This is a genomic window from Streptomyces sp. NPDC102360 (assembly GCF_044766085.1).
Lineage (GTDB): Bacteria > Actinomycetota > Actinomycetes > Streptomycetales > Streptomycetaceae > Streptomyces.
Genome location: NZ_JBIWLG010000010.1, coordinates 121,108 through 134,372, shown reverse-complemented (window position 1 = coordinate 134,372; position 13,265 = coordinate 121,108). Strand labels below are relative to the sequence as shown.

At 70.5% G+C, this 13,265-nt stretch carries 13 protein-coding genes; 11 read left to right on the top strand and 2 right to left on the bottom strand.

All coding sequences use genetic code 11. The features are described 5' to 3' along the window. Positions 1-181: 181 nt before the first annotated feature. Entirely contained in the window at positions 182-1,393 is a 1,212-nt protein-coding gene (locus ACIRHA_RS32020; protein ID WP_403853132.1) for a CdaR family transcriptional regulator, read from the bottom strand. A 178-nt stretch (positions 1,394-1,571) separates the two neighbouring features. Between ACIRHA_RS32020 and ACIRHA_RS32015 the strand changes: the two genes are divergently transcribed. The 10 genes from ACIRHA_RS32015 to ACIRHA_RS31970 all read left to right on the top strand — a co-directional run bounded on the left by ACIRHA_RS32015 (position 1,572) and on the right by ACIRHA_RS31970 (position 10,566). Then, positions 1,572-3,440, top strand: a complete 1,869-nt coding sequence (locus ACIRHA_RS32015; RefSeq protein ID WP_403853130.1) for an MFS transporter — start codon at positions 1,572-1,574, stop codon at positions 3,438-3,440. Beyond that, positions 3,437-4,732: a D-amino acid dehydrogenase gene (locus ACIRHA_RS32010; protein WP_403853128.1), complete on the top strand. Its 1,296-nt coding sequence runs from the start codon at positions 3,437-3,439 to the stop codon at positions 4,730-4,732. The genes ACIRHA_RS32015 and ACIRHA_RS32010 overlap by 4 nt, the downstream gene beginning before the upstream one ends. Before the next feature lie 280 nt (positions 4,733-5,012). Then, positions 5,013-5,195: a hypothetical protein gene (locus ACIRHA_RS32005; RefSeq protein WP_403853126.1), complete on the top strand. Its 183-nt coding sequence runs from the start codon at positions 5,013-5,015 to the stop codon at positions 5,193-5,195. Further along, on the top strand, positions 5,192-5,518 hold the full coding sequence (locus tag ACIRHA_RS32000; protein WP_403853124.1) for a hypothetical protein: 327 nt from the start codon (positions 5,192-5,194) through the stop codon (positions 5,516-5,518). Before ACIRHA_RS32005 ends, ACIRHA_RS32000 begins: the two co-directional genes overlap by 4 nt. Positions 5,519-5,751: 233 nt before the next feature. Further along, a complete protein-coding gene (locus tag ACIRHA_RS31995; protein ID WP_403853122.1) occupies positions 5,752-6,330 on the top strand; it encodes a helix-turn-helix domain-containing protein in 579 nt (192 codons plus the stop codon). Between the two features lie 103 nt (positions 6,331-6,433). After that, positions 6,434-7,837 (top strand): peptide MFS transporter, encoded by a 1,404-nt coding sequence (locus tag ACIRHA_RS31990; protein WP_403853120.1) that lies wholly within the window; start codon positions 6,434-6,436, stop codon positions 7,835-7,837. A 5-nt stretch (positions 7,838-7,842) separates the two neighbouring features. Next, the gene (locus tag ACIRHA_RS31985) at positions 7,843-9,006 is read left to right on the top strand and encodes an FAD-dependent oxidoreductase (RefSeq protein ID WP_403853118.1); all 1,164 of its coding nucleotides are present in this window, start codon (positions 7,843-7,845) and stop codon (positions 9,004-9,006) included. Positions 9,007-9,021: 15 nt separating this feature from the next. After that, positions 9,022-9,666: a DUF6461 domain-containing protein gene (locus ACIRHA_RS31980; protein WP_403853116.1), complete on the top strand. Its 645-nt coding sequence runs from the start codon at positions 9,022-9,024 to the stop codon at positions 9,664-9,666. 79 nt (positions 9,667-9,745) lie between these two features. Further along, positions 9,746-10,195, top strand: a complete 450-nt coding sequence (locus ACIRHA_RS31975; protein WP_403853114.1) for an alpha/beta fold hydrolase — start codon at positions 9,746-9,748, stop codon at positions 10,193-10,195. Positions 10,196-10,233: 38 nt separating this feature from the next. Further along, complete coding sequence (locus ACIRHA_RS31970; RefSeq protein WP_403853112.1) at positions 10,234-10,566, top strand: alpha/beta fold hydrolase; 333 nt, start codon at positions 10,234-10,236, stop codon at positions 10,564-10,566. A 220-nt stretch (positions 10,567-10,786) separates the two neighbouring features. Here ACIRHA_RS31970 and ACIRHA_RS31965 read toward each other — a convergent pair whose 3' ends face one another. Further along, a complete protein-coding gene (locus ACIRHA_RS31965; RefSeq protein WP_403853110.1) occupies positions 10,787-12,253 on the bottom strand; it encodes a PLP-dependent aminotransferase family protein in 1,467 nt (488 codons plus the stop codon). 45 nt (positions 12,254-12,298) lie between these two features. Between ACIRHA_RS31965 and ACIRHA_RS31960 the strand changes: the two genes are divergently transcribed. Then, positions 12,299-13,240 (top strand): aldo/keto reductase, encoded by a 942-nt coding sequence (locus ACIRHA_RS31960; protein ID WP_403853108.1) that lies wholly within the window; start codon positions 12,299-12,301, stop codon positions 13,238-13,240. Positions 13,241-13,265 lie beyond the last annotated feature (25 nt).

Here is a 13,265-nt window from a genome sequence, read left to right as displayed (position 1 = left end):
GCGATCGCCTCAGCCGCGTCGACCCGCACGCGGGGTCGGGCAGCACGAGTGGCGATCATGAGTTGCCTGGCTGTTCCGGCGGGGCTCGCGCCATAGCGGCGCGTTCACGGTGCGCCGTCCCCGGCGAAAGGGCGAGTCGGAAAACCCCTGCCGGCGCACCCACGGTGTCCTCGATCAGGTGTCAGCCCTGTTCGCCGCTCGCACCGTCCGCGTCGGCGAGCGCCGCCAGGTACAGCGCGATGGCCTCACGCGGCTCGCGTACGTCGTGGCCGGTGCGGCGGGTGATCTTGTCCAGGCGGTAGAGGAGCGTATTGCGGTGGATGCGCAGGTCGCTCGCCGCGCGGACCGGCGCGAAGCCGCTGTGCGCCCAGGCGATGAGGGTGGCCCGCAGTGCCGGCCAGTCGCGTGCCTCGCGCAGTCCTGTCAGCGTGTCCGCACCGAGCCGGGCCCGCGCATGGGGCGGCAGGGCGGCGAGTACGAGGGGGATGCGGAGCTCGCCCGCGTCGTGGACACGGCGGTCCGGTTGGAGGGCCGGCCCGAGGCGGAGCGCCTGTGCGGCGTCGGCCGCCAGGGCGTGCGCTGAGGCGAACGCTCCTGCTCCGCGTACGTCGGCCGTCGGGGCCGCGATCCCGAGCCGGGGTTCGGTGCCGTGGCGCTCGTCCAGCAACTCCAGGAGCCGGCCGCAGCGTTCGGCGAGCCGCCCGTCGGCGTCGTGGTGGAGAACGGCCCAGCGCCCGGTGGACACCTCGCCGACGAGGTCCTGGGGCGAGGGGAAGACCTCGCGCAGCAGGCGGGTGACGTCGCCGGGTCGCGAGCGGTGGCCGCTCCCGGGGGCCGGCGCATGGGCGAACACGACAGCGTGCCGCGGCAGATCCGGCTTCAGGCCGAGATCCGCGGCACGGGTGAGGACGGCGGCCCGGTCGGTGGTCGCGGCGTCGTACAGGGCGAGATCGCGCAGCAGGTCTTCGACCGCGCGGTCGCGCAGCATGCGGCTGCGTGAGCGCGCGGACTCCCGCAGCAGGATCTCCGTCTGTCGCCGTACCAGTCGGCCGAACTGCCGGATGCGGGCGGGCGGTCCGGTGAGTCCGACGGTGCCGACGGCTTCGCCGTCCAGGACCAGGGGGAGGCTGATGCCGGGCTTCACCCCGGACAGCGCACGGGCCTGCGCGGTCGTGTGCTCGGCGGGCTCCAGGGTCCGCAACACCTGAAGTGACGCCTCGTGCACCGTGCCGACCCGGCCGGGCTCACCGCTGCCCAGAACGACACCGTCGCGGCCGGTGATGAGGATGGGGAAGCCGACGATGCCGCTGACGTCCCGTGCGATCTCATCGGCCAGCTCTTCGGTGAGAGGCATGCCGCCGTGGAGAGGCATGCCGCCGTACTGAGTTGTCATGCGTCGTATTGTGCAGCGCGCACAGATTCCGTCGCCGCGTGCCCCCTTGTTTCATACGCCCCGTACGGTGACCGGCCGTCAGCGTGCCGCATAGATTCGTCCCCGCGTCCTCCGCCGGTCTCCATGAACGGCCTCGACCGGGCGCGCCCTCCGTTCCTCCGTCCCCGGGAGCCGCCCCATGCCCAGCACGGCCTCTCCTCCCCGCCGTCCCTCCCGTGCTCCCTGGCTCGTCACGCTGTACGCGGGCGGTGGTGAGTTCTGCGACGGCTACATCCTCTCCATCATCGGCGTCGCACTGCCGCTGGTCACCACCGATCTGCGGCTGAGCGCGGCGGACGCGGGACTGATCGGCTCCGCCTCGCTGATCGGCATGTTCCTCGGCGGTCTGGTCTTCGGCTACGTCACGGACCGGATCGGCCGCCGACGCGTCTACCTGGCGGACATCGCCGTGTTCGTGCTCCTCTCCGCCGCCCAGCTCTTCGTCTCCGAGCCGTGGCAACTGACCGCGGTGCGCTGCGCGATGGGCATCGCCATCGGCGCGGACTTCGCCATCGCGGGCACCATCGCGAGCGAGTTCGCGCCGCGCAAGTCCCGCGGACCACTGCTTGTGGTGCTGGTGACGATGTGGTCGCTCGGCGCTGCGGTGGCGTACGTGACGGGCTGGCTGATGCTGCGCGCCGGGTTCGACGACTGGCGCTGGATCCTGGCCAGCAGCACCGTGCCCGCGTTCCTCGTACTGCTCCTGCGGCTGCGGACCCCCGAGTCACCACGCTGGCTGCTCTCGCGGGGGAGGGAAGCGGAGGCACGGGAAGTACTCGTCCGCATGCACGGCTCGGCCGACGAGCTGCCCGAACTCCTCGCGGAGGCCGCCGCGGCGCCTGCCCGGCCACCGCGTTACGTCGACATCTTCCGTGGCGGGAACGGCCGACGGACGCTGTTCGTCTGCCTGTTCTGGTCCTGCCAGCTGCTGCCGATCTATGCCATCACCACGTACGAGCCCGCCATCCTCGCCTCCTTCGGCATGGCCCACGGCCCCGATGCCTACCTGGGCGCGGTGTTCGTCCAGTTGTTCTTCGTCCTCGGCTCGCTGTCCGGGATGCTGTTCGTCAACCGAGGGCGGCGGCCGCTGCTGCTGTGGAGCTTCGGGCTCTCGGTGCCGCCACTGCTCGCACTGGCCTGGCTCGCCGACCCCTCGGTGGGCACCGTGGTGGCTCTGTTCGCGACCTTCGGGCTGGCCTCGTTCTCCTCACAGTGTCTGCAGGCCCTGTATCCCTCAGAGTTGTTCCCGACCGCCATCCGCGGCACCGCCAACGGATTCGCCACCGGCATCAGCCGGATCGGCGCCGCCGTCGGCACGTACGGTGCGCCACTGCTCCTCGCACAGAGCACCCGCCTCGCGATGCTCGCCGGCGCGCTCATCGCCCTGGTGGGCTGCGCCGCCTCGTTCTTCCTCGCTCCGGAGACCCGCGGCCTGCCACTCGGCGGGGCGGACGCCTCCGGACCCAAGGGCCAGGACCCGGGCACACCCCCGGCTCCTCGGACCTCCCCGACCCCCCCAGCACGTCAACAGCGGAGACCCCCGATGAACTTCCCTGCCGACGCGGCCACCCCGGCCGCGACCCGGACCTCGGCGCCGACCCCGGTCGACGTACCCGGAATCACCACGCCCCACAGCCCCTACCCGGCGGCGACCCGATCCGGTGACACCCTCCACGTCTCCGGCCAGGTCGCGTTCGACGAGACCGGCGCCGTCGCTCACGAGGGCGACATCCGGGGCCAGGTGCGGTGCGCCCTGGACCGCCTGGGCCGCGTCCTCGCCCATTGCGGCACCGGCCCGGACTCGGTCGCGGCGGCCACGGTCTACCTCACCGACGCCTCGTACGCCCCGGTCATGAACGAGGAGTGGGCTGCCTGGTTCGCCGGTCACCGGCCGGCGCGCGCGACCGTGGTCGCCGACCTCCTGGACCCCCGCCTGCTGGTCGAGATCACCGCCGTCTGCTCGCTGGAATCCGCCGGGGAATCCACTGAGGAGGCCGCAGCCGTATGAGGATCGCGATCATCGGCGCCGGAATCGTCGGCGTCAGCACGGCCTACGCCCTGTCCGCCGACGGCCACGAAGTCACGGTCTACGAGGCGGGAGCGGGCATCGCGGGTGAAGCCAGCGCCGCCACGGCCGGGCTCGTCGCGGCCGGACACTCCTACGCCTGGGCCTCCCCGGCCGCGCCGGGCATGCTGGTGCGTTCGCTGTTCGGCACCCGGACCGCGATCCGGGTCAAGCCGCGCGTGGACCTCGACCTGATGCGCTGGGGCCTGCGCTTCCTGTCGCAGTGCACGAGCGAGCGGTTCATCGCGAACACGCGCCTGAAGTACACGCTGGCCGACTACAGCCGACAGGTCCTCGCCGAGATCACCGAGGCCGAGGACATCGCCCACTCCCGGACCACCTCCGGTGTGCTCTACCTGCACCGCGACCAGCGGCAGTTGGACCGCGCCGCCCGTCAGACGCGGATCCTGCGTGAGTTCGGCCGCGACCAGCAGATCCTCGACGCCGACCAGATCCTCCGGATCGAGCCGCAGCTCGCCGGGGCCCAAGTCGACTTCGTCGGCGCCGTGTACGACCCGTCGGACGGCACCGGCGACCCCCACCGGTTCGCCCTCGAACTCTCCCGGCGTGCCACCGAGCGAGGCGTCGTCCTCACCACCGGTGTCGAGGTCACCAGCCTTGAGACCGAGGGCGAGAAGGTCGTGGCGGCACACACCACGCAGGGTCCCGTCGTCGCCGACCAGTACGTTCTCGCGACCGGCTCCTCCGCAGCCGATCTCGCGGCCACCGCCGGTGTGCACCTTCCGGTGTATCCCGCGAAGGGTTACAGCGTCACCGTGCCGTGGCGGGACGGCGAACCCGCCCTCGGGACCGGGGGCATCGACGAGACCACACTGGTCGCCTGGTCGCCCTTCGAGGACGGGCTTCGCCTGTCGGCGACCGCGGAGTTCGCGGGCCATGACACCACTTTCCGGTCTCGGGACTTCGCCGCCATCCGGGATGCCGGTGACCGCCTCTTCCCGGGGCGCCTCGACTGGGAACAGGCCCACTACCGCGCCGGACTGCGGCCGATGACGCCCGACGGACCTCCGTTCCTGGGCCGCACCCACCACAGCAACCTGCTTGTCAACGCGGGCCACGGACACCTGGGTTGGACGATGGCGAGCGGCTCCGCCCGCATCATCCGCGACCTCGTCGCCGGCCGCCCCTCGCCCATCCCGGTCGAGGCGTACTCGCCGATGCGCATGGCCGGCCGTGGCCGGCCCGGCATCGGGGCGCCCGCGCATGTGCTGTAGGTAGGCTCCGGCGGACGTGGACCTCGGACGGCTCCTTGGCGGCACCGTCCGTGCCCATCGACCCGTGGGAGGTGGAACTCGGTCGTTCAACTGAGGCTCAGGCACAACGGGTTGAGGGGATCCAGCCTGGTGTTGCCGGTGAAGGCGAGTACGGCGGAGGCGCAGGCTTCGCCGGGGTGCGCAAGGCCGTAGACGGCAGCCCGGCCGATCAGTCCGGCGCTCGCACCGAGGGCCCGCGTCTTGCCGCGCCGGATCCCGTTTCGGAGCGGACCTGTGGCCGGTGCACGAGAGCGAGGACCCGCTCGTGCAGTCGATCGTCCTGCGTGAACCGACCGACGGCGAGGAGTACATCCCGCCGGGTGCCGTGCTGCTCGCCGTCGGCTATCCGTCGGCTATCCGGCGGACGGGGCCTCCTGCGCCGAACTCCTCGCGCGGGCGGGCAAGTCCAGGACCGCCGCGGTGATCGCCAAACCGGCCACGGTCGATGCCGACTCCCTCCGCGCGCTGGGCGAGCCCACCACGTCAGCACCGTGCTGGCCCGCCCCGTCAGCGACTGGCCGCAGTTGGCGGTGCTCCCCAGGGGCAGGGCTCGGCGACCTGTTCGCCTTCGCCAACGCGGTGGCCACCATGACCGGCGGTGTCACCAGCATCGTCGACCCCGCCGGCCGGGTACCGGCCTTCTCCAACCTCGCCGATCAGCCCGTCGACGAACAGCGCCGCAGGGCCACCCTCTTGGTGAGCGAGGTCTGCTCGCCCGCGACCGACCCGGACCACCGGCCATCGTGAGCGGCCCGAGCAACCGCAGCGTCCTCGTGTCGCCCAACTCGCCCACGCGCACCGCGTAGTTCGCCTCGCACCGCTCCCTGCAGTGCGTCTCGACCTGGGCGACGTCGACGTCCATGCCTGGCTCCTCCTGCAGTTCCGCTTCGCCGAGTACAACGCCCGGCGGGTGAAATGGAGTTGTACTCCGAGTAAAAAAATTTGAGACAGGAGTCGAAGTCTCGTGTAGCGTCGCCGTCATGTCCGTGACCGATGAGTCCGACGAGTCCGATGTCACGCTCGGGGACCGCCTCCGGCGTCGCCGCAAAGCCCTTCAACTGACGCTGCAACAGGTCTCCGAAGCCACCGGCATCACCGTTGGCTACCTGTCACAGCTCGAGCGCGGGCGTGCCAACGGAAGCGTCAGCACGCTGCAGAAGGTCTGCGGTGTGCTGAAGCTCAACGTCGGAGACCTCTTCGCGTCCAGTGGCACGCCGACCCGGCCGGTGCTGCGTTTCGCGGACGCCACGAGTCGACAGTTCGGCAACAAGGCGTCCAAGTTCAAGCTGACCCCGGCGCATTTCGACCACCTCGAAGTGCTCCTCGGCACCTTCGAGCCCGGCGGCGACACCGGTACGGACCAGTACACGCACGGCGCCTCCGAAGAGCTCCTCGTCGTGCTGGAAGGCCAGGTCGAACTGCAGGTCGGCGCCACCACCCACACTCTCGGCCCGCTCGATTCGGTGAGCTACAACAGTGGCCACCCGCACAAGGTCATGGAACGCACGGGCACACACCCCGCCAAGGTCATGTGGGCCATGGCGCCCCCCACGTACTGACCGGCGTGCGATCACCCGACGAGACACCCTGGGAGCCGTTTTGTCCGTCACGTCCCCGCAGCGCGCCCAGAACGCGAGAGCCGGACTCCGAGGTGTCGGAGGAATGGCGTTCGCCGAACTCTGGGAACGCTTCTCCTTCTACGGCCTGCAGAGCATCCTCGCGTTCTACCTCCTCGACGCGTTGAGCGAAGGCGGCCTCGCCCTTCCCGCCGCGGCGGCGGTCGGCATCACGGGGGCCTATGGTGGCGCCGTCTACCTGGCCCAACTGCTGGGCGCCTGGGCCGGCGAACGCCTGGTCAGCCCCCATGCGCTCGTCCTCGGCGGCGGCATCGTCATCGCCCTGGGCCACATCGTGCTCGCTGTCGCGCCGGGGCTGCTCGGGCTCGGCACGGGTCTCGTCCTGATCGTCCTCGGCACGGGCGCGTTGAAGACCAACATCACCTCCATCGTGGGCTTCATCCTCGCGAGCGAGAGCGCCGCGAAGAAGGACGCCGGCTTCTCGTACTTCTACATGGCCATCAACACGGGAGCCGTCCTCGGCCCGTTGACCACGGGTCTCGCCCAGAACCAGTGGGGTTTCCACGTCGGCTTCGGGCTCGCCGCGGTCGGCATGATCATCGCGCTCGTCCAGTACGTACGGTCGGCACGGTACCTGCCGTCTCGTGCCGCCGAGGTCATCAACCCGCTGCCCGCGGCGGCACGGCGCAAGGCCCTTGGCATCGCCGCCGCCGCGCTCGTGGTCATCGCCCTCGCGACCCTGTCCGGCCTGCTCAAGGCCGAGCGGCTCTCCATGATCGTCACCGTGGGAACCCTGCTCACCGCCGCCGTCTACTTCGCGCTCATCCTGCGCTCGCGGAACGTGACCGCGTTCGAGCGCCGTCGCGTGAGCTCCTACATACCCCTGTTCCTCGGCGCGTCCCTGTACTTCGGGCTGCTCTTCGCGAAGTTCACCGCGATCTCCCTCCTGGTCAAGAGCCGCGTGGATCTCAGCATGGGTGACTGGTCGTTCCCCGTCGGCTGGATCACCATGATCTCCTCCGCGTCCGGCGTGGCCATGCTCCCGATCGGCGCCGCCCTCTGGAAGAAGATGGGGGCACGGCAGCCGAAGGCCGGTACCAAGTTCGCCATCGGTCTCGTACAGATAGGCCTGGGCTTCGCGTTCATTCTGGTGATCTCCGCGCTGTTCGACGGCGGCACGATCCCGTTCGCCTACATCGTCCTGTTCATGTTCATCATGGGCAGCTCCGAGATCTTCGTCGGGCCGATCGGACTCTCCCTGGCCACACAGATCGCGCCGAAGGCCTTCACCGCGCAGATGGTCGCCATCAACTTCCTCACGCTGGCCCTCGGTTCCTCCCTCTCGGGCCTGTTGGGGCAGTTCTTCACCGCCGTCTCGAACAACACCTACTTCCTGACCCTCGCGCTCGTAGCAGTCGCCGCGGGCCTGTCCCTGTACGCGTTCCGCAGGCCCGTCCACCGTGGCCTGTACGCCGGAATCGAGGCCTGATCCCCATGTCCACTCCTCGCATCGCCGTGATCGGAACGGGAACCATCGGGGCGCAGGCGCTCTGGCAACTCGCCAAGCACGGCGCCGACGTGACCGGCTACGAACTCTTCAGTCCGGGGCACTCGCGTGGCGCCGCCGGCGGTGAGACCAGGCTGTTCCGGCACATCGACGTAGAGAATCCGGAGTACCTGCCCGTCACCGACAGGTCGGACCTCATCTGGCGCGAACTCGAAGAGGAATCCGGGCGCACGCTGCGCAACCTGACCGGCGCCCTCGCCATCGGCAGTACCGCCAGTGCCGCGACGCGCATCGCGCTCGAGAGCGCCGCCCTGCTCGGCAGCCGGGCCGAGGTGTTCAGCCGCGAGGATGCGCGGCTGCGGTTCCCGCAATACCGGCTGCACGAGGACGAGATCGCCATCCTCGACAAGGGGGCCGGCATCATCTTCCCCGAACGCACCGTGCGCAGCGCCGCGGACGCGGCTCTCGCACGTGGCGCACGGATCCTCCGCGAATGCCGTGTCACGGCCATCAACCAGGTCGGCAGCCAGGTCGGCAGCCAGGTCGACATCGTGGCCGGCAACGGCACGGAACGCTATGACGGCGTCGTCGTCGCGGCAGGCGCGTGGACCGCCACCCTCCTGCCGGCCCTCGCCCCTTATCTCGCGACGCGGCGCCTCATCTCGTCGTGGTACCTGCCCAAGGCGGGCAGCACGCTCGACGGCCTGCTCCCCTATCTGCGGACGGAACCCGACTACTCGTACGGACTGCCTACCGCGGACGGCCTGGCCATGAAGCTCGGCGTCGGATTCCGCGACCACCTGCCCGTCGAGTCCCCGGACACCGCGCCCCTGCGCATCACCGACGAGGACCTCGACCCCATCCGCGGGGTCGCGCGGGACCTCTTCCCGATCCTTGAGGACTACCCGATGCGCGCCCAGGCGTACTTCGAGGCCTACACGCATTCACGCGTCGAGTTCCTGCGCGAACACCCGGGCATGCCCTCGGTGTTCGTCTGCGCCGGGTTCTCCGGCAAGGGCTTCAAGAACGCACCGGTCTTCGGCGAGGCCGCGGCCCGAGCGGCCCTCGGCCTGCCACCGAAGAGCGACAGCATGGCGTTCATCCTCGACGCCGAACATCCCTCCCGCCCGGTGCCTGCCACTTACCGGTAGAAGGAGTCGACGGCAATGCCCGAGAATCTGGCGTGGCTCGCCGATGCCTGGCACGGCGAGTGCAACCTGAACGCCTCTGACCTGTACGTCACTTGCGCCCGCGGTATCGGCCCCCGGCAGTTGGCCGAACGCATGGCCGACCACGAGCCGGTCGAGGTCGGCCATGCTCTCACCGTCCACGAAGCATCCCGCATGGTCGATCTCGCGCACACCTACTGTGTCGGCCGCATCGGCGAGAGCGGTGACTGGTCGTTCATCGTGGAATCCGGAGGCAGTGAGGGGTGGGCCCTGGACCCGGTGGTGTCGCGCGACGCCGAAGTGCTGATCTTCGACCCGAGGCCGGACGACCCGCCTGCCTTCTTCCGGTACCTCGCCGACGGTGAGGTGCAGCTGCACTTCGAGTTGGGCTCCGGCTACGACCCTGCTGGTGTCCAGAGCGAGCTGCTGCGGCCGGCGTTGGAGGAGGCCGGAGTCATCGCGCCCGAAGGCTCCATGGATGACTTGCTCGGCTTCGATGAGGAGTTGCCGACCGACGAGGAGCAGCGTCGAGTGCTGAATGTCATCGGCGATCACTTTGGTCTGTCGCTGCCACGGCAAGCGATCGGGGACGGGCGGCTGCCAGCCGTCGTCACTCGCACCTCACCTCCCTCCACCTGGTGACGCGCGGAATGGACGACGCGATCACGCATCCGGGGCGCATCATGGTTCCATACGAGCGTCTTATACTAGCGTATTGAACATGCGTATAGATCTCCGCTGTGGTGAGGCCATGAACCCCACCAGCGCCCAGCGCTCCACGCTCACCATCGAAGGCCGCACCCTGTCCTACATGGACTTCGGCGGGCCCGGCCGCCCGCTGATCGCACTGCACGGACACATGTCGGAGGGCGCCTCCTTCGCCGACCTCGCAGCGCGACTCGCCCCCGCCTGGCGGTTCATGGCACCCGACCAGCGCGGCCACGGAGCATCGGACCGCGCACCCGACTACAGCCGGGCCGGCTACATCGCCGACCTGGAAGCCCTCATGGACCACCTGGGCCTGGATCAGGCTGCGCTCCTCGGCCACTCGCTGGGCGCCATCAACGCCTACCAGTTCGCCGCCCGGCACCCCGCCGCACCGCGATCGTCAACGCCGAGGGCTGCGCCGAGCTGGGCCTGGGCGGCGCCAACCCGCTGGCCTTCGTCCTGAACCTGCCCGACGGCACCGCTCCCACCGAGGAAGCGTTCGTGGCCCAGCTGGGCCCCCTCGCCCCGCACTTCGGATCCGCCGTCCGCGAGCGTCCGGACGGTACGTGGGGCCTGCATTTCCACCCCCAGGACATCTACGACTCCGAGGACCAGGTGCACGGTGATCACTGGGCCGACTGGACCGCCACCACCTGCCCGGCACTCCTGATACGCGGCACCAAAGGCGGGGTACTGCCCGCCGAGCAGGCACAGCGGATGGTCGCCCGGCGGCCCGGCGCCTGCCTGGCCGAGCTTGCGACCGACCACTTCGTGTACGCCAACGACCCGACCGGCTTCGCGGACGCGGTCCATGCCTTCCTGGCCACGGTCTGACATCCGGCCACGGCCGTGCTGCTGACACGCGCCACTTCTCTGCCCCTACCGTTCCGGCCGGCATGACGGTCGCCGGCCCGGCGTGACCCTCGGTGGCGGCGCGTCCGTGAGCGAATATTTCCTCAGGACATGCGCATGACAGGATGCGCGACCGTCCTGGTCGGCCACGCGAGCCGGAACCCGGGTCCATCGCCCCGACAGGTCGATGACGCGGGTGGTGTCAGCGGCCGTCATGTCGCCGCTGTGCTGTACGCGTTGGCCGCGAAGCCGTCGGTGAACGCAACGCGTCGTGTAGGAGGGTGATGGCCGGGAGGATCTCCGTGTCGCTGATGTTGCCGTAGCCGAGGACGAGTGCGGGCTCCGACGGTCGGTGGGTGCGGTAGTCGTCGAGGTCCGCCAGGCGCAGCCCGGCGGCGGCCGCCGCCCGGACGGTACCGGCCGTATCCGTGTCGTCCGGCAGGTGGAGCAGGACGTGCAGTCCGGCGGCGGTGCCTGCGACCCAGCCCTTCGGTACCTGGGTCGCGAGGGCGCGGACCAGCAGGTCGCGGCGGGAGCGGAACCGCCGCCGGGCCGCGCGCAGGTGCGCGTCGTACCAGCCGCGGTCGATGAAGGTGGCGAGCGCGAGTTGGTCCAGCACCGGTGGCGCGGCGGCGACGAGGTTCGCTGCCCGGAGTGCCGGGGCCATCGCAGCGGGGGTGACCAGCCAGCCCAGGCCGAGGGCCGGTGACAGTGTCTTGCTGACCGAGCCGAGGAGGAAGACCCGGCCCGGGGCCATGCCCTGCATGACGGCGACCGGGTGGCGGTCGTAGCGGAACTCGGCGTCGTAGTCGTCCTCGATGACGAAGCCGTCCGTCTCGCGGGCCCAGCGCACCACGCTGGCGCGGCGTGCCGGGGACAGCACCGTGCCGGTGGGGAATTGGTGTGCCGCGCCGACGATGACGGCCCCGGCCGGTGTGCGCGCGAGGGCGTCGACGTCGAGACCGTCGTGGTCCACGGGAACCGGGTGCACACGGAGGCCCGCGCCGGTCGCGGCGTCCTGCAGCCGCCCCCAGCCCGGGTGTTCCACGGCAACGTCGGCGATCCCCTCGGCGCGCAACGCCCGGCAGGTGCGCAGCAGTCCGTCGGTGACACCGGCGCACACGGTCACGGACTCGGCGCGTGCGTCCGCGCCGCGCGAGCGTCGCAGGTACTGCGCGAGGGTGGTACGCAGCACCGTGTGCCCGGCAGGGTCGGGCAGACCGAGGTCGTAGTGGACGGCCGAGCCGATGACCGCCCGGACGGCGTCAGCCCAGCGGCGGCGGGGAAAAGCCCGCAGGTCGGGCAGGCCGGGCGCGAGGTCGTACCGGATGGGCGGCCGGGCTGGTGAGCGCCGGCCGCGGGGCCGCGGCGGTGTCGGGCCGGATGCCTCCGGCGACCAGGAGACACGCGTAGCGGAACCCACCCGGGCGGAGAGGTATCCCTCCGCGATGAGCTGTCCGTACGCCTCGGTCACCACCCAACGGGAGAAGCCGAGTTCCTCGGCGAGCGCTCGGCTCGGTGGCACGGCGGCCCCCTCCGTCAGCCGGCCGTCCCGGATCGCGGTGCGCAGCGCGTGAGCCAGGCGATCGTGCAGGCGGCGCCGTCCGCCCTCCGGCGAACCGATGTCCAGCAGCGTCGCCCACGCGAAATTGGTCTGGGAATCAGCCACAACATTGGAGCGTACCGCCGAACCGAACGCACCTAGCGTGAAAGCATGATTGAGAATCTGGCTCTTGGAGCCATGCTGTTCGGCACGGTCCAGGACGAGCACCGATCGTTCGAGATCCTGGACCGTTTCGTGGACGCCGGAGGCGTCTGGATCGACACCGCCAACTGCTACGCGTTCTGGGCCGACCCGACCGGATTCGGCGGGCAGAGCGAGGAGTTGCTCGGGCGTTGGATGGCGAGCCGCCCGGGCGTCCGTGACCGCGTGAGGATCAGCACCAAGGTGGGCTGCGAGCCGACCGAGGCCGGCCGGTTCCCGGAGACCGCCGAGGGATTGTCGGCCGGGGCCGTCAAGAGCGGGATCGAGGACAGCCTGCGACGACTGGGCACGGACCACGTCGAGCTGTACTGGGCCCACATGCCCGACCCGGCCACGCCGCTGGAGGAGACGGTCGCCGCCTTCGGTGACCTCGTGTCCGCGGGGACGGTCGAGCGTCTCGGCTGCTCCAACTACCCCGTGTGGCAGGTCGAGTTGGCGCGGCAGCTCGCGCGGGAGCACGGCGGTGCCGGCTTCACCGCGGTGCAGCAACGCCACACGTACCTCCGGCCGCGCCCTGCGATCCGGCCCGGCGAGGGGCACCGCTTCGCTGCGGTCACCGACGAGGTGCTCCACTACCTGGAGCACCACCCGGACATGGAGCTGTGGGCGTACACGCCGCTGCTGAGCGGCGGCTACACCCGCGCGGACAAGCCACTTCCACAGGAGTACGACCATCCTGGAACCGTCCGCCGCCTCGCGGTGCTCGACGAGATCGCCGCCGAGACCGGAACGAACCGTAACCGGGTGGTGTTGGCGTGGCTGACCGGAGGGCATCCGGCTGCCACGCCGATCGTCGGGGTGAGCTCGGTCGAGCAGCTGGACGAGGCAATCGCGGGCGTGGCACTGGAGTTGACGGCGGATCAGCGGTGGCGGTTGGACTCCGCGGTGTGACCCGCGAGCTGGACCGGCGGTGAAT

Excerpts from the sequence above, each read along its gene's own strand:
- ACIRHA_RS32020 (WP_403853132.1), bottom strand. The coding sequence starts at position 1,393 with ATGACAACTCAGTACGGCGGCATGCCTCTCCACGGCGGCATGCCTCTC.
- ACIRHA_RS32015 (WP_403853130.1), top strand. The coding sequence starts at position 1,572 with ATGCCCAGCACGGCCTCTCCTCCCCGCCGTCCCTCCCGTGCTCCCTGG.
- ACIRHA_RS32010 (WP_403853128.1), top strand. The coding sequence starts at position 3,437 with ATGAGGATCGCGATCATCGGCGCCGGAATCGTCGGCGTCAGCACGGCC.
- ACIRHA_RS31995 (WP_403853122.1), top strand. The coding sequence starts at position 5,752 with ATGTCCGTGACCGATGAGTCCGACGAGTCCGATGTCACGCTCGGGGAC.
- ACIRHA_RS31990 (WP_403853120.1), top strand. The coding sequence starts at position 6,434 with ATGGCGTTCGCCGAACTCTGGGAACGCTTCTCCTTCTACGGCCTGCAG.
- ACIRHA_RS31985 (WP_403853118.1), top strand. The coding sequence starts at position 7,843 with ATGTCCACTCCTCGCATCGCCGTGATCGGAACGGGAACCATCGGGGCG.
- ACIRHA_RS31980 (WP_403853116.1), top strand. The coding sequence starts at position 9,022 with ATGCCCGAGAATCTGGCGTGGCTCGCCGATGCCTGGCACGGCGAGTGC.
- ACIRHA_RS31975 (WP_403853114.1), top strand. The coding sequence starts at position 9,746 with ATGCGTATAGATCTCCGCTGTGGTGAGGCCATGAACCCCACCAGCGCC.
- ACIRHA_RS31960 (WP_403853108.1), top strand. The coding sequence starts at position 12,299 with ATGATTGAGAATCTGGCTCTTGGAGCCATGCTGTTCGGCACGGTCCAG.